Raw genomic sequence first — 16,118 nt, forward strand, 5'->3', positions numbered from 1 at the left:
GTGGCGATGAACAAGCAGAACGATCCGGGGTCGCTGACGATTGGCGACTACTACAGCGCCACGCAGCTGCGCGCCGACAGATGGAGCGCGCTGCGCGAATGCGCCGAGTCGCTCTCGGTTCACGGTGTCGAGGGGCGGCAGGGTCAGAAACTGCTGAAACAGGCGCACGAGCTGTTCGATGCACTGTCGCCCATCGAGGTGTACTGGGCCTTCCCCGGATCGGGCACGTTCGAACACCTGCGCCGCCTGCTGGACCAGCGCAACATCGACGATCTGTCGGCCGCCGTGCGCCGCGTGGCGCGCGCCCTGACCTCGGGCGCCTATCGTCGCCGCAGCATTCCCGTGGTCAGCGATGAACCCGACAACGAGGATTACGACGACGAAAGCACGCTGGCGCCCGAAGACCGCGCGTTGGGGCGCCCCTATTTCGAAATCCTGATCGTCGACAACGTGAATGAACAGCAGGCCCGGTTCCTGCGCAACAACCTGCACCGGATGCGCCGCCCCGAAGATCCGTTCATCTATGAGGCGGTCGTGGTGCCCAGCGTCGAAGACGCGCTGATGGGCATCCTGTTCAACCATAACGTTCAGGCCGTCGTGGTGCGCCCCGGCCTGACGCTGAAATCGAAGAACGTGCTTCCGCTTCTGAAGCAATACGTCAAGCGGATGAACGAGGATGAGGACGTCGACAGCCTTGAGCCCGGCGATTACGGCCCCGAGGCCTGCCGCCTGATCGCCAAGGTCCGTCCCGAGCTGGACGCCTACCTGATCACCGACCGCTCGGCCGAGGATATCGCGGGCATGGATCTGGGGCGCTGCCGCCGCGTGTTCTATAATCAGGAAGATTTCCTGGAACTGCACCTGAATATCCTGCGCGGCGTGAACCGGCGTTACAAAACGCCCTTCTTCACCGCGCTGAAGGAATATTCCAAGCAGCCGACCGGCGTGTTCCACGCCATGCCGATCAGCCGGGGCAAATCTATCAGCCGCTCGCACTGGATTCAGGACATGGGCGCGTTTTACGGTCCCAACATCTTCCTTGCGGAGACCTCGGCCACCTCGGGCGGGCTCGACAGCCTTTTGGAACCGCGCGGCCCGATCAAGGAAGCGCAGGACATGGCGGCCCGCGCCTTCGGGTCGAAACAGACGTTCTTTGCCACCAACGGCACCTCGACCTGCAACAAGATCGTCGTGCAGGCGCTGGTGCGCCCCGGCGACATCGTGCTGGTGGACCGTGATTGCCACAAATCGCACCACTATGGGATGGTGCTGGCAGGGGCGAATGTCGTCTACATGGACAGCTATCCACTGCACGAATATTCGATGTACGGCGCGGTTCCGCTGCATGAGATCAAGCACACGCTGTTGAAACTGCGCGCGGCGGGCAAGCTGGATCGCGTGCGCATGGTGCTGCTGACCAACTGCACCTTCGACGGGCTGGTCTACAACGTCGAACGCGTGATGGAAGAATGCCTGGCCATCAAGAAAGACCTGATCTTCCTGTGGGACGAGGCATGGTTTGCCTTTGCCCGGTTCGGCCCCACCTATCGCCAGCGCACCGCCATGTCGGTCGCCAACACCCTGCGCGAGCGGCTGAAATCGCCCGATGCGGCCAAGGCGTATGAGGCTCAGCAGGCCCAGCTACAGAATGCCGACGAAGAGACGTTGCTGAAAACCCGGTTGGTCCCGCCCCCCGATGCCCGCATCCGCGCCTATGCCACGCAATCGACGCACAAGACGCTGACCTCGCTGCGGCAGGGGTCGATGATTCACGTCAACGACATGGACTTCAAGGGAGAGGTCGAACAATCCTTTCACGAGGCGTACATGACGCACACTTCGACCTCGCCCAACTACCAGATCATCGCCTCGCTGGATGTGGGCCGGCGGCAGGTTGAACTGGAAGGGTTCGAATTCGTCCAGCGCCAGATCGAAAGCGCGATGGCGATCCGACGCGCGGTGACGACGCACCCGTTGTTGCAGAAATATTTCCGCGTCCTGACGCCCGCCGACATGATCCCCGAAGAATACCGCGAGTCGGGGATCGAGGCCTACTACGACCCGAAGCAGGGTTGGTCGGACAAGTGGGAGATCTGGGCCAGCGACGAATTCGTGCTGGACCCGACCCGCGTGACACTGGCGGTGGGCGGCACCGGATGGGATGGCGACACATTCAAGACGCGCATCCTGATGGACAAATACGGCATTCAGATCAACAAGACCTCGCGCAACACGGTGCTGTTCATGACGAACATCGGCACCACGCGATCCTCGGTCGCCTACCTGATCGAGGTGCTGGTGGAAATCGCCAACGATCTGGACGAACTGCTGGACGACGCATCGAAAATGGAGCGCCGGTCGTTCGACAACCGCGTCTCCGCATTGGTGGAACATGTTCCGCCGCTGCCGGATTTCTCGCGCTTCCACGATTCCTTCCGCTCGAACAAGGAGACGCCAGAGGGCGATATTCGCACCGCTTTCTTCCTCGCCTACGATGAAGACAATTGCGATTACCTCTCGCTGGACGATGCCCTTCTGGACCGGTTGAAATCCGGCGAGGAGCTGGTGTCGGCCTCCTTCATCATCCCCTACCCGCCGGGCTTCCCGATCCTGGTGCCCGGGCAGGTGATCAGCCCCGAAATCCTGACCTTCATGCGCGCGCTCGACGTCAGCGAAATCCACGGCTACCGGCCCGATCTGGGCCTGCGCGTATTTACCGAAAAGGCCCTGAAAAAGGCCGGAAAACAGAAAAACTAAAGGGAGACTGCCGCAATGGCGAAAAAGACATTGAAGAACATTTCCGAGATCCGGCGGTATTTTCACACCAACTCCGACCCGGTGTATTTTGTCTCGGCGACCAACTTCAACCTGCTGGGCCTGGATGAATGGGTCAAGAATTTCAAGTACATCTGCTACATGGATTGCTTTGACGGCCGCCACCCCAACGTGCTGGTGCCCTCCGAGCTGCCGCATGAGGAATTCCAGTCGATCGAGGACATCAACAACTACCTGCTGCAACACAAGGAAGTGGTGGACTACGTCAAGGAACGCGGCGGCAAGCCGAAATTCGTCTTCCTGATGTTCGACGAAAAGACTGAAAAACTGGCCAAGGATCTGGGCGGCGAGGTCTGGTTCCCCAAGGCCAAGCTGCGCACCAGCATGGACAACAAGATCGAAACCGTCCGCATCGGCAACAAGGCGGGCGTGCCCTCGGTGCCGAACACGCTGTCAGAGGTCGAAAGCTACGAGCACCTGCAAGAGGTCTGCAAAAAGGCCGGGCTGGGCGACGATCTGGTGCTGCAATCGGCGTTTGGCGACAGCGGCCACACCACCTTCTTCATCAAGTCCGAAGCCGATTTCCGCAAACATGAGCATGAAATCGTCGGCGAGGGCGAGATCAAGATCATGAAGCGGATCGACTGCCGCGGCTCGGCGATCGAGGCGTGCTGCACCTCGGAAGGCACCATCGTCGGCCCGCTGATGACGGAACTGGTCGGCTTTAACGAGCTGACACCCTATCGTGGCGGCTGGTGTGGGAACGAGATTTTCTCGACCGCCTTTCCGCCGAAAACCCGCCAGGCCGCGCGCGAGCTGACGTTCAAGTTCGGCGAACAGCTGCGCAAGGAAGGATATCGCGGCTATTTCGAGCTCGATTTCCTGATCGACAAGAAAACCGGCGAAATCTGGCTGGGAGAGCTGAACCCCCGCATCACCGGCGCCAGCTCCATGACGAACCATGCGGCCTTTGCCCACGCCGACGCGCCGCTGTTCCTGTTCCACCTGCTGGAATTCTCGAAGAAACCGTTCAAGCTGGATGTGGAAGAGCTGAACGCCCGCTGGGCCGACCCCGACATGATCGATTCATGGAGCCAGATGGTCATCAAGCACACCGAGGACAACGTCGACATCATCACCCACGCGCCGCAATCGGGCATCTACAAGATGCTGCCCGACGGCCGCGTGGTGTTCGACCGCTTCGATTATCACCGCCGCGCGGTCGAATCCGAGGACGAGGCATTCTTCCTGCGTATCTCGAACGTGGGCGATTACCGCTATGAAGGCGCCGACCTTGGTATTCTGGTGACGCGCGGGCGCTCGATGACGAAGAACTTCCAACTGACCGACAAATCGCGCGACTGGATCAACGGCATCAAGAATGCCTACTCGGCCCGCCCCCTGCCCTCGGCGAAAGCGTTTGAGGATCCGGCGTTCAAGATTATGTAAGCGGAATGACCCTGACATTTCGCGCCATTTCCGAAGATCAGCCCGGCCCGAAATGGGCCGGGCTGTTCCATGACTACTGGCCCGCCTATTCGGCGTGGTGGGCGCGCGACGGGCTGGCCGGCCGCGCGACCTATATGGAAGGTCACGCCGCGCTGCAAAAGCACATGCCGGAAATCGTGCCGCTGTACGAAACGCTGTGCAAACTGGTGGGCGGCGGCGACATGCAGTCGCGTTTCCTCAGCTTCTATTGCCCGCCCGCTTATCTGACGGCCTGCAGCCAGGCCGTCTGGCCCGGCGATACGCCGCTTCTGGTCCGAAATTACGACTACAGTTCTTATGCCTTCGACGCGATCGTGCTGAAAACCAACTGGCAGGGGCGTGGCGTGATCGGCACCAGCGACGGGCTGTTCGGTCTGGTCGACGGCATCAACGACGCCGGGCTTGCCGTGTCACTGACATTCGGCGGACGCAGGCAGGTTGGCGTAGGGTTCGGCGTTCCACTGATCCTGCGCTATATCCTGCAGACCTGTACCACCGCGAAAGAGGCCGGCGCCGTGTTACAACGCGTTCCCAGCCATATGAGCTATAACGTCACCGTGCTGGACGCCGCCCGCAATTTCCTGACCGCCTACCTCGCGCCTGATCGCGAGACACTGGTGACCCATACCCCGGTGGCCACCAACCATCAGGAACGCGTGGAATGGTCCAGCCATGCGCGGTTCACCGCCACGGTCGAACGCGAACGATTTCTTCTGCAACGGCTGACCCTGCACCCGGAAACACAGGAAAAATTCATCCGCGCCTTCCTGCGCCCGCCGCTCTATTCCACCGCATTTGGCTCGGGCTTCGGCACGCTGTTCACCGCCGCCTACCGCCCCGCCGACCGCGAGGTCGAACTGTTCTGGCCGGGCTTCAAATGGCGAAAGACCTTCGAGGACTTTCCCGAAGACACGATTCACGTCGCCCTTCCCACCTGACCCCTGCTTCTTCTTTGTCCAAATACTCAAATCCGACCGCCGCCGCAGGCAGCGACCATAGGATAAAGGGGGGGGCTCTGCCCCCATCCGCTTTGCGGATTCCCCCGGGATATTTGGACCCCAAAGAATACGGGAGATTTCCAGTCTTGTCCCGCCTGGACCCGAACTGGTGCTATACTTCCCTCTGCGCCGGGCCTAGCGTCGCGCCATGAGCGATACATCAATCCATGACAGCGCCTATTCCTGGTTCCGCCTGCTGGTGACGCTGGCAATCGGCTGCGTCGCGAATGTGGGCATGTGGGCGGTCGTTGTGATCATGCCCGCCGTCGAGGCCGAGTTCCAGGCCGGGCGGGCCGAGGCGTCGTTGCCCTACACGCTGACGATGATCGGATTCGCCTTGGGGAACCTGTTCATCGGGCGCGTCGTGGATCGGTTCGGCGCGACTTTGGCGCTGATCGCTGCAGCGCTGCTGATCGCGGCCAGCTATCTGCTTTCGACTTTGGCGCCCAACATCGTGGTTCTGTCACTGACGCAATTGGCCGTGGGTCTGGGCACCGGAGTTGGGTTTGGCCCCCTGATCGCAGATATATCGCATTGGTTCCTGAAGCGGCGCGGGATTGCCGTGGCCTTGGTGGCCAGCGGCAACTACCTGTCGGGCGCGATCTGGCCAACGCTTCTGGCCGACATTCTGGCCGAGGCGGGGTGGCGGCAGGTTTACCTGACACTGGCGCTGATTACCGTGGTCACGCTGATCCCACTGTCGCTGCTGTTACGACGCCGCGTTCCGGACGAGGCGCACGGCCTGGCCCAGGCGGCATCGGACCTGCGCGCGAAGAGTGCCGGCATGTCGCCGCGTGCGCTTCAATACCTGCTGGGCATTGCCGGGATCGGCTGTTGCGTGGCGATGTCGATGCCGCAGGTGCATATCGTCGCCTATTGCGTCGGGCTGGGCTATGGCCCCGCTGTCGGGGCCGAGATGCTGTCGCTGATGTTGCTGGGCGGGGTTGTAAGCCGGGTGATTTCCGGCCTTGTCGCCGACCGGCTCGGCGGGGTGCGCACGCTGCTGGTCGGGTCGATCCTGCAGTGCCTTGCGCTGATGTTCTACCTGCCCTGGGATGGCATGGCTTCGCTTTACATGATCAGCCTGATGTTCGGGCTGGCGCAGGGCGGCATCGTGCCAAGCTACGCCCTGGTCGTGCGCGAATACATGCCCGCGCGCGAAGCCGGGGCACGGGTCGGATTCGTGCTGATGATGACGATCCTTGGCATGGCGCTTGGCGGCTGGATGTCGGGCTGGATTTATGACGTGACCGGATCTTACCACATGGCGTTTCTGAACGGCGTCCTTTGGAACGTCGTCAACATCGCGATCATCGGCGTACTGCTGCTGCGCTCGCGCCCACGCATTCCGGGCGCGGCACCTGCTTAATCTTGTAGCGGAATGTGCAACTCGCCCCGTTCGCGCGCCAGAGCAATCTGTTTCTGGCGCTGGCGAAAGCGGGTCTTGTCCTCGTCAGACGTTTCGTCGATGCACAGATGGCACGACACGCCTTGTTCATACTCGGGGCGAGTGCGGTCGGCCGGTTCGATCGGGCGGCGGCAGCCGTGGCACAGGATGTGGCCGCTTTCCTTCAGCCCGTGTTCGACAGCAACGCGGTTGTCGAAGACGAAACAGGCACCCTCCCATGCGCTGTCGCGCTCGGGAACTTTTTCGAGGTAGTTCAGAATGCCGCCCTTAAGGTGAAACACCTCGTCCACGCCCTGCCCAAGCAGGTAGTTCGTCGATTTCTCGCAGCGGATGCCGCCGGTGCAGAACATCGCGACCTTCTTGTTGTGGAAGCGAGTCTTGTTCGCCTCCCACCAGGCGGGGAGTTCTCCGAAGGATTTGGTTTCGGGGTCGATGGCGCCCTGAAACGTACCGATGGCGACCTCGTAGTCGTTGCGGGTGTCGATCACCACAACGTCGTCGCGGCGGATCAGCTCGTTCCAGTCCCCGGGCTCGACATAATGACCAACGCGGGCGACCGGATCGATATCCGGCTGGCCCATCGTGACGATTTCACGCTTGAGCCGGATCTTCAGCTTGGCAAAGGGCGGCTTGGGCGCTTGCGCCTCTTTCCACTCCAGCCCGGCACAGCCCGGCAGGGCGCGGATATGCGCCAGCACGGCGTCGATTCCCTGCGCGGGGCCGGCAATGGTTCCATTGATCCCCTCGCCCGCCAGCAGCAGAGTACCACGCACATCGTTTGCACGGCAAACCGCCTCCAGCGACGGTTTCAGAGCGGCCGGATCGGCGAAGCGGGTGAAGTGATACAAGGCAGCGATGCGGTACATGGGCGCCGATTTAGGCCGCAAACCCCTGTCACGCAAGGGTCGCGATTGACGCGGGCCGCAGCCGGGCCTACCCATTCAGGACCGGAAGAAGGAGTATGCGATGCCCACCGCCCTGATCGTGATTGATGTCCAGAACGATTTCTGCCCCGGTGGCGCGCTGGCCGTTCCCGAAGGCGATGCAGTGGTACAGCCGATCAACCGGCTGATGGAGCAGGTCGATGCGGTGGTTCTGACGCAGGATTGGCATCCGGCGGGGCACTCTTCCTTCGCGTCGTCACATGCGGATCGACTGCCTTATGACATGATCGAGATGGATTATGGCCCGCAGGTGCTCTGGCCTGATCATTGCATTCAGGGCTCGGACGGGGCTGCGTTTCACGCCGATCTGCGCACTGATGCCGACATGATCATCCGCAAGGGGTTTCGCGCCGGGATCGACAGCTATTCCGCGTTCTTCGAGAACGATCAGACCACGCCCACGGGGCTGGATGGATATCTGCGCACGCGCGGTATCGACCGGCTGATCGTTGCCGGCCTGGCGACGGATTTCTGCGTGCACTACTCGGCTGTGGATGCCGCTGGGCTGGGCTATGACGTGTCTGTCGATCTGGAGGCCTGCCGGGGGATCGACCTTGACGGATCGCTGGATCAGGCCCTGCGCACCATGGTCGAAAAAGGCGTAACTCTGCGCGGCACCTGACCCGCAGTTGCCAAATCTTAACCGGCTTCAGTCTATGCAATGCTTCAGCATGACCAAAAGGCCGGCCTCTGATGACACATGGCTATTCGGACGCTGAAAGGCGGGGGTCGGACGCGTCGTTCGACGACAGCCCGGATGCGCGCATGGTGCGCTATGCGCAGGGCCGTGTCCGCCATTTCACCAGCCGTCAGGCCCTGACAATCTCGGGCAGCGTGATGATTGCGGCCATTGTCTCGCCGCTGGCCGGGCTGGCAACCGCTGCGGTGGCGCTGCTTGGGGAAAGTATCGATTGCCTGTTTCTGCGCGGCGTCGCGCGGCGGCTGGATGCGGGCGTGCCGATCGCGCGTGAAATCCGGCTTTCGGCACTGACAGCCGCGCTTCAGGCCGTGACCATCGCTGCCTGTGTCATTGTGGCCTATGCGGGATTTGCCGGGCAGGTGCCGCTGTTTGCCGTGGCTTTTCTGGCGGCCGCAGCGGTGAACGGCGGGCTGGTCCTGCCCTATGTTCCCGCAGCCGCTATGGCGCGGCTTGGCGTGTACGGCATCACCGCTGCCGGGTTGCTGGGATGGCAGGCAAGCGTATTACCGGTGCCCGATGCCGAATTTTTCATGAATGCGGTCGGCATCCTGATCATGGCTTACCTTGTATTTGCGTTTGTCGACTACGTGATGAAGGGCGCGCGCCGCAACCGCGCGATCATGGCCGCCCTGCGCGACCAGCGCCGCGCCCTGCAACGCGCCAACGCCGAACTGTCCGAACGGGAACGAGAGGCGCGCCAACTGTCTCTGGTCGCGCGTCATGCCAATGACAGCGTGATCCTGATGGACCCGGACGGGCGCATCCGCTGGGTCAACGACGCGTTCGAGCGGGTCACCGGCTATGCGCGTGAACAGGCCACCGGGCAGATGGTAGGCGACTTGCTGAACCACGACGGATCGGATCGATCCGCCATCGCCGCCATTCAGGGCGCCCACACGGCAGGACAGCCGCTGCGCACCGAAATCTGCAACAAGACCAGGGATGGCCAATTGGTCTGGATCGAAACCAATCAGGTGCCGGTGTTTGATGCCGATGGGCGGCTGGAAATGTTCATCGCCATCGAACGCGACATGACCGAGGCCAGAAAAGCCGCTGCCGATCTGGACGAAGCCAAGCAGAAAGCCGAAATCGCCGCGCGGTCGAAGGCCGATTTTCTTGCAGATATGAGTCACGAAATCCGCACGCCGATGAACGGCATCATCGGCATGGCAGACCTGCTGTGCGAAACCCCGTTGAGCAGCGAGCAGAAAACCTATGCGCAGGCCATCCGCGCCTCGGGCAAATCGCTGCTGGCGGTGGTAAACGACGTGCTTGATCTGTCGCGGCTGGATGCCCGCAAACTAAGGCTGGACCCTGTCGCATTCGATCTTGGCGAACTGCTGCGGGAAACCGCCGTGTTGTTCCGCTCTCAAACCGGGCCCAAGGGGCTGACGCTTGGGCTGGATCTGCCCAAAGACGCATCTTTGAACATAGTCGGCGACGATGGGCGGTTGCGCCAAATTCTTGTGAACCTGGTCGGAAACGCCGTGAAATTCACCCCTGAAGGTCGGGTTGATCTGTCAGTGCGGCCCCGGCGTGTGGGGAGTCGGCCCGGCGTGTCCATCTCGGTTGCCGATACCGGAATCGGGATCGCCGCCGACCGTTTGGATGCCATATTCGACCGCTTCGGCCAGGCCGAATCCGCGACGCCCCTGCGCTTCGAAGGCGCCGGGTTGGGGCTGACCATCTCGCGCATGTTGGCGCAGGCCATGGGGGGCGACATCTCGGCCGTGTCTACCCCAGGCAAGGGGTCGACCTTCACGCTGCGCCTGCCGCTGAACATGCCGGGCCGGCGGCAGGAAGATCGCCCGCCCGATACCGATCTCGCCGACACGATCCGCCGTCTGGACGGGCGCCGCATCCTTGTGGCCGAGGATAACGCCGTGAACCGCATGTTGATCGAAAAGTTCCTCCGGGATGTGCCTGTGCATCTGGACTTCGCCGAAGATGGGCGCGAGGCCGTGCGCATCGCCTGTGAAACGCGCCCCGATCTTGTCCTGATGGATATGTCGATGCCCCTGCTCAGCGGCACTGAAGCGGCGCGCGAAATCCGTCGCACGCCCGGCCGCCAGCCCGCCATCGTCGCCCTCACCGCCAACGCCTTCGACAGCGACCGTGACGAATGTTTCGACGCCGGAATGGACGGATTCTTGACAAAACCCGTGCGCCGGAAAGACCTGATTGTCACCATGGCAACCCATTGCGCCCCCAGGCCGGTTGTCCTCTGACCGCGTGTTTTCCCTCGCATTTCGGCACGTTACCCCGTATCAACGCCCGGACACAGATCAGGGGGGCTGGCCGTGGATATCGCAACACGGGTCTACAACCACAAATGGAAGATCGACCCGATCGTGAGATCGCTGATCGATACGGATTTCTACAAACTCCTGATGTGCCAGTCGGTGTTCCGCAACAAACCTGATACACAGGTCACCTTTTCGCTCATCAACCGGTCGAAGCACGTCCCCCTCGCCCTGCTGATCGACGAAGGCGAGTTGCGCGAACAGCTTGATCACATTCGCTCCCTCTCTCTCAGCCGCGGCGAAAGCACATGGCTGCGGGGCAACACCTTCTACGGCAAGCGCCAGATGTTCCGCTCGGATTTCATGGAGTGGTTCGAAGGTCTGCGCCTCCCGCCCTATCATCTGGAACGCAAAGGCGACCAGTACGAGCTGACCTTCGAAGGCAAATGGCACGAGGTCATGCTCTGGGAAATCCCCGCGCTCGCCACGCTGATGGAACTGCGCGGTCGCGCCGTGCTGAACGATATGGGCCGGTTCGAGCTTCAGGTGCTCTATGCGCGCGCGATGACCCGCCTCTGGGAAAAGATCGACCGCCTGCGCGGCATCGACACGCTCGGCATTGCCGATTTCGGCACCCGCCGCCGCCATTCCTTCCTTTGGCAGGATTGGTGCGTTCAAGCCATGATCGAGGGCCTTGGGCCGAAATTCACCGGAACCTCGAACTGCCTTATCGCCATGCGTCGCGAGGTCGAAGCCATCGGCACCAACGCCCACGAACTGCCCATGGTGTACTCGGCACTGGCAGACAGTGACGCCGCCCTCGCCCGCGCGCCCTACGACGTGCTCTCTGACTGGCACGATGAACATGACGGCAATCTGCGGATCGTGCTGCCCGACACCTATGGCACCAAGGGCTTCCTCGACAACGCGCCGGATTGGCTGGCCGGTTGGACAGGGGTGCGTATCGACAGCGGCGATCCGGCCAAGGGGGCCGAAATCGCGATCGACTGGTGGAAAGCGCGTGGAGAAGACCCGCGCCAGAAACGCGTGATCTTTTCCGACGGGCTGGATGTTGACAAGATCATCGAGCTGCACCACCAGTTCGATGGCCGGGTCAAAGCGTCATTCGGGTGGGGCACGCTGCTGACCAATGATTTCCGCGGCCTCGCGCCCGACGACGCACTCGCGCCATTTTCCTTGGTGTGCAAGGCGGTCTCGGCCAATGGCCGCCCCACGGTCAAATTGTCCGACAACCCCGAAAAGGCGATGGGCCCGGCAGATGAAATTGCCCGCTACAAACGCGTCTTCGGCGTCGGTCAACAAGACAGCATCAAGGTAGAAGTCTGACCCGCCTTCTTTGGGCCAGAAATATCCCGGGGGAGCCCCGCAGGGGCGGGGGCAGAGCCCCTACCCCCATATCCGATGGCACGATCCCTGCTTAGCGCCGCAGCCGCGCCAGGATCGCATCCGCCAATTGGCCGACAGCCGCGCCAGTAGCCTGTGCAACAGCTCCGGGCGTATCACCCGTTAAGGGCACGGAAATGTCGAACCCGTTGATGGATTCGCGGATCACCGCGTCGGGCGAGGCGATGGAATACTGCCCGCTCAGGCGAAATTGCCCGTCGGCGCCCGGTACCATGCGGTCGATCCGCACCTCGACCCGCGCGTCAGGGTAGCGTTCCAGCGGCCAGGGTTCGCTCATCGCCGTCGCGGTAGAGCGCGCATCCAGCATCCGCGTCAGCGCCAGTGTCACGCTGCGCACCGGATCGTCGGCCCAGACCGCACGGGCCAGCGGCCGCAACGCGCCATCGGAATCCTGCTGCACGATTTCCGAAGCCGCCGCATAGCTGGGCAGCGTCACATCGCGCACTTCGATGGTCGACACCCGCACCGCGACTCGGGTCTCGGTCGCTGGTGGTTCAAGCAGATAGCGCGCGTTGTTGTCGCCACAGGCAGCTGTCAGCGATAGTGTCGCGATCACAAGGCCAAGGCGCCAGAACTGTTTCATATCGTCACTTTCCGAACAGGATGGAATTTGGGCTGCGCTCGATCGAGCGGACAAGCGTTGCGATATTGCGCGCTGCTGCCCGTACCTCGCGCAGCATGGCCAGGGTTTCCTGATTGAAATCCGACCGGTCGCCATAGGCGCCGATCAACTGCTCGGCACGCACCGCCAGACTGTCAAGCCGGCGCGACAGATCGGGCAGGCCCTTGCTGGCCTCGTCTACCGAATCCGCGGCCGAGCGGATCGCGGCCAGGGTTGCATTGGCATTCTCGACAGCGCCGCCTTCGCGCAATTGCACCAACAGCGTCCGGATTTCCTCCAGCGACGCCGAAACGGTCGCCGGCAGGTTTCGCGCCGCGTCACTGTCAATCAACGCATCCGCGCTTTGCAGAAGGTCTGTCGCGGCTGCAACCAGCTCTTCGGCCTGAAGCGCCTCGACCTTGGCGGCGATGCCGCGCAAGTCGGTCACCAGCGCCGGAACATCTTCGGTTGCGGCATAGACCGTATCGGCGGCAGAACTGACATCGGTGATCGCCTGTCCCAACTGGTCGACGATGCGCTGCTGTTCGATCTGCTCGACGATGCCATTCATCCGGGCCACCGTCTGCGCCACATCATCAGGCAGGCGCTGCAACGCTTCGCTGCCGATGATCGTGCGCGCGTCATTCAGCAGGGCCACCACCGCCTCGGGAACCGCGCGGGTGCTGTCATTGCGGGCCAGAGCGTCGATGCTGGCCATCATCGACGTTGCCTGCGCAATCAGCTCTTCGATTTTCAGCGCGTTCACCCGCTGCATCACGCCTTCGATACTGGCATTGATATCGGGCAGATCGGTAACCGCGCTGGGAATGATCGGATAGGGCATCGCATCGCGCTGCAGCTCTGCCGGGGGCGCGTCTTCGATCACCACCAGCTCGATCACCAGCGCCGAGGTCAGCAGGCTGGCCTTGCTCAGCCGCGCCCGGACCCCTTCCTGCACGGCCGCATCCAGAAAATTCAACACATCGCGCAGCTCGGCGCCCTCGGGCAGGCCCATCAACGCCGGATCCACATCCAGAGTCACCATCTGGTGGACCTCGGGGCGGCCGTTGATTTCGGTCACAAAAGCCGACAGGGTTGCAACTTCGCCGATCTTGAGGCCCTTGTAGTTCAGCGCAGCCCCCGCCGCCAAACCCGAAACACCGTCTTCGAACACGGTCGCCAGAGTCACGCTGTTATCGGATACGCGGGCATAGGCGTTGGCGCGGGCCGCTTCCTCGTCGGTATACAGCTCGTAAACCTGGCCGCTCTCGATCGGGCTGCCCCCGGAAAAGAAGGTGTTGAACGCGATCCCGCCGCCGATCAGCGCCGAAAAGCTGCTGACATCCAGCTTCAACCCGCTTGGCCCGAAAGACACCTGGAACCCAGAGGTATCCCAGAACCGGCTGGCCGTGGTCAGCAACTGGTCGTGTGGCGCCTTGATGAAGGCATCCACCACCACGAGCGTTCCGTTGTTCTCCAGCCGGGGCTTCTCCGTCCGGCCCACCTCGATCCCGCGATAGAAAATGGGGGCGCCGGCTGCCAGAACGTTACCTTCCTTGGCCTGCAGGGTTACCCGCGTGCCCCTTTCGTTCAGGTCGACCAAGGGCCGATCTTCGACGCCCTCGAAGCGCGAAACCTCATCGCCGGGCTTGGTGCGATCCCAAGTGCCTTCGATGTAGACGCCGCTCAGTACCGTTTGCAGGCCCGACACACCCTGGGCCGAAACCTCGGGGCGCACCACCCAGAACTGGGCGGTGTCATTGATATAAGGGGCAACATCCTTGTCGATCCGGGCGCCCACGACAACGGTATCCAGCCCGGACGTAAACCCGACCGATTCCACCACGCCGATGCGCACATCGCGGTACCGCACGGCGGTTTCTCCGGCGGTGATCCCGGCGGCATTGCCGAACGTAATCTCGATCAGCGCGCCCCTGTCGGAGTAGCTGGACCAGGCAACCCAAAGCGCCACGCCAAGGGCCAGCATCGGCACCAGCCAGATCGCCGACAGGTTGCGCAGCGGCGAGCGACGACGCGGCGCAATCTCCATCTCGGGCGGGGGAACAGAGTCACTCATTATCGGCCTCATCCGCGTCCCAGATCATCCGGGAGTCGAAACTTTGCGCCGAGAGCATGGTAAAGGCAACCGACAGCGCAAAGGACACCGCCGCGATGCCGGGATGCACCGTCGCAACGAAATCGAATTGCACCAAAGCGGACAGGATCGCCACCACAAACACGTCCAGCATCGACCAGCGGCCAATGAATTCGACAACTTCGTAAAGATGCTGGCGTTGCCCGCGCCGCATGGCCGACCTCTGCCGGACGCTGACAGCCAGATAGGCAATCGCGATGAACTTGCCGAGCGGGATCACCACCGAGGCGACAAAAACGATCAGCGCCACGAAATACGATCCGTGATGCAGCAACTCCACTACCCCACCCATGATCGTATTCGCCTGCTCGGTGCCGAGCGTTGCGGTGCGCAACATCGGATACAGGTTGGCGGGGACATAGGCGATCAGCCCGGCGCACCACCACGCCCAGACCCTTTGCAGGCTGGTGACATCACGGCTTGCCAGACGCGCGCCACAGCGCAGGCACAGGGGTACGCCAGCCGCGTGGACGCGGCCGCATTCACGGCACCCGATCAAACCCGCACTTCGGGCCGTCAGGAATTCCTGCGCTCTTCCAGTGTCTTCCAAACCGTCAACTTGCACATGAAGGTGTCTTTCAGGGTAGTAACTAGCACAAGCGCGATAAAAGCCCAGAACGCAGGCCCCAGCGCGACCGAGGCCATACCAGCGATCTTCACCAGCGCGACCACGACCCCTACCACAAAGATTTCGGCCATTGCCCACGGGCGCAGGTTTTGTGCCAGGCGGAATGCGGCCTCGGCTCCGCGCGCGGGGCGATACCCGATTGCCATCGGCGCAATCGCGTAGATCACAGCGCAGAGCCGCACCGTTGGCAGGACAACAATCAGGGCCGCCACGGCAAAAGATAGCGGCAGCAGCAGCCCGTCCGAGAAGGCGGTTATGGTGTCGATAACGGAACTGTGCTGCGCCAGCCCGGCGGCGCTAAGATCGAGAAAGGGAAAGGCCACGGCGGCAACCATCAGTACCAGCGCCGTCGCCGAGAGCATGATGATCTGCGTCATGGCCCCGGCGCGCGGCGTCATCAGCACCGCGTGGCACCGCCTGCACCGCGCCTTTGTACCCTGTGGCACATCACTTAACCGGTGCAACGTGTCGCAGGTCGGGCAGGCCACCATGTCTTTCGTGTCGATCACGTTATCACGCCCTGAACTGTCATCAGTTATATGTAGCGCAAAACAAAAACGCTCCACCAGAGCCTGCATGAGCAGATCGGGTGGAGCGTTTTTGTATTGGTTCATCGTAAGAGAGATATTCAGGGGCATTTACTAGGTTTGGCGATGACCTACTCTCCCACGACTTGAGCCGCAGTACCATTGGCGCGAAGGCACTTAACTTCCGGGTTCGGGATGGTTCTGGGTGTTTTGCTCTTGCTATGAT

Annotated in this window: 12 protein-coding genes and 1 rRNA gene; 7 read left to right on the forward strand and 6 right to left on the reverse strand. The window is 62.2% G+C overall.

The annotated features are described in order from the left end of the window. Positions 1 to 6 precede the first annotated feature (6 nt). The 4 genes from FGK64_RS06825 (at position 7) to FGK64_RS06840 (ending at position 6,630) form a co-directional block, all read left to right on the forward strand. Complete coding sequence (locus tag FGK64_RS06825; RefSeq protein ID WP_138863000.1) at positions 7 to 2,757, forward strand: aminotransferase class I/II-fold pyridoxal phosphate-dependent enzyme; 2,751 nt, start codon at positions 7 to 9, stop codon at positions 2,755 to 2,757. Between the two features lie 15 nt (positions 2,758 to 2,772). After that, the gene (locus tag FGK64_RS06830) at positions 2,773 to 4,224 is read left to right on the forward strand and encodes a biotin carboxylase (RefSeq protein ID WP_138863001.1); all 1,452 of its coding nucleotides are present in this window, start codon (positions 2,773 to 2,775) and stop codon (positions 4,222 to 4,224) included. Between the two features lie 5 nt (positions 4,225 to 4,229). Then, on the forward strand, positions 4,230 to 5,201 hold the full coding sequence (locus FGK64_RS06835) for a C45 family autoproteolytic acyltransferase/hydrolase (RefSeq protein ID WP_171053991.1): 972 nt from the start codon (positions 4,230 to 4,232) through the stop codon (positions 5,199 to 5,201). 208 nt (positions 5,202 to 5,409) lie between these two features. Next, a complete protein-coding gene (locus FGK64_RS06840) occupies positions 5,410 to 6,630 on the forward strand; it encodes an MFS transporter (RefSeq protein ID WP_138863002.1) in 1,221 nt (406 codons plus the stop codon). Here the strand turns inward: FGK64_RS06840 and trhO are convergent. Beyond that, positions 6,627 to 7,535, reverse strand: a complete 909-nt coding sequence (trhO, locus tag FGK64_RS06845) for an oxygen-dependent tRNA uridine(34) hydroxylase TrhO (RefSeq protein WP_138863003.1) — start codon at positions 7,533 to 7,535, stop codon at positions 6,627 to 6,629. The genes FGK64_RS06840 and trhO overlap by 4 nt on opposite strands. Positions 7,536 to 7,635: 100 nt before the next feature. Between trhO and pncA the strand changes: the two genes are divergently transcribed. The 3 genes from pncA to pncB all read left to right on the forward strand — a co-directional run bounded on the left by pncA (position 7,636) and on the right by pncB (position 11,903). Continuing rightward, positions 7,636 to 8,235: a bifunctional nicotinamidase/pyrazinamidase gene (gene pncA / locus FGK64_RS06850; protein ID WP_138863004.1), complete on the forward strand. Its 600-nt coding sequence runs from the start codon at positions 7,636 to 7,638 to the stop codon at positions 8,233 to 8,235. Between the two features lie 71 nt (positions 8,236 to 8,306). Next, positions 8,307 to 10,541 (forward strand): hybrid sensor histidine kinase/response regulator, encoded by a 2,235-nt coding sequence (locus tag FGK64_RS06855; protein ID WP_138863005.1) that lies wholly within the window; start codon positions 8,307 to 8,309, stop codon positions 10,539 to 10,541. A 72-nt stretch (positions 10,542 to 10,613) separates the two neighbouring features. After that, positions 10,614 to 11,903 (forward strand): nicotinate phosphoribosyltransferase, encoded by a 1,290-nt coding sequence (gene pncB / locus FGK64_RS06860; protein ID WP_138863006.1) that lies wholly within the window; start codon positions 10,614 to 10,616, stop codon positions 11,901 to 11,903. Between the two features lie 91 nt (positions 11,904 to 11,994). Here pncB and FGK64_RS06865 read toward each other — a convergent pair whose 3' ends face one another. From FGK64_RS06865 to rrf, 5 genes are all read right to left on the reverse strand, one after another. Next, positions 11,995 to 12,564 carry a PqiC family protein gene (locus FGK64_RS06865; protein WP_138863007.1) on the reverse strand — a complete coding sequence of 190 codons (570 nt, stop codon included), beginning with the start codon at positions 12,562 to 12,564 and terminating at the stop codon, positions 11,995 to 11,997. A gap of 4 nt (positions 12,565 to 12,568) precedes the next feature. Beyond that, complete coding sequence (locus FGK64_RS06870) at positions 12,569 to 14,659, reverse strand: MlaD family protein (protein ID WP_138863008.1); 2,091 nt, start codon at positions 14,657 to 14,659, stop codon at positions 12,569 to 12,571. Continuing rightward, positions 14,652 to 15,287 (reverse strand): paraquat-inducible protein A, encoded by a 636-nt coding sequence (locus FGK64_RS06875; RefSeq protein WP_138863009.1) that lies wholly within the window; start codon positions 15,285 to 15,287, stop codon positions 14,652 to 14,654. Before FGK64_RS06875 ends, FGK64_RS06870 begins: the two co-directional genes overlap by 8 nt. Then, positions 15,254 to 15,874, reverse strand: a complete 621-nt coding sequence (locus FGK64_RS06880; protein ID WP_342773940.1) for a paraquat-inducible protein A — start codon at positions 15,872 to 15,874, stop codon at positions 15,254 to 15,256. The genes FGK64_RS06875 and FGK64_RS06880 overlap by 34 nt, the downstream gene beginning before the upstream one ends. A gap of 136 nt (positions 15,875 to 16,010) precedes the next feature. Continuing rightward, positions 16,011 to 16,118 (reverse strand): 5S ribosomal RNA (gene rrf, locus FGK64_RS06885); the annotation flags it as partial.

This window comes from Arenibacterium halophilum, assembly GCF_005938225.1.
Classification (GTDB): Bacteria; Pseudomonadota; Alphaproteobacteria; order Rhodobacterales; family Rhodobacteraceae; genus Arenibacterium; species Arenibacterium halophilum.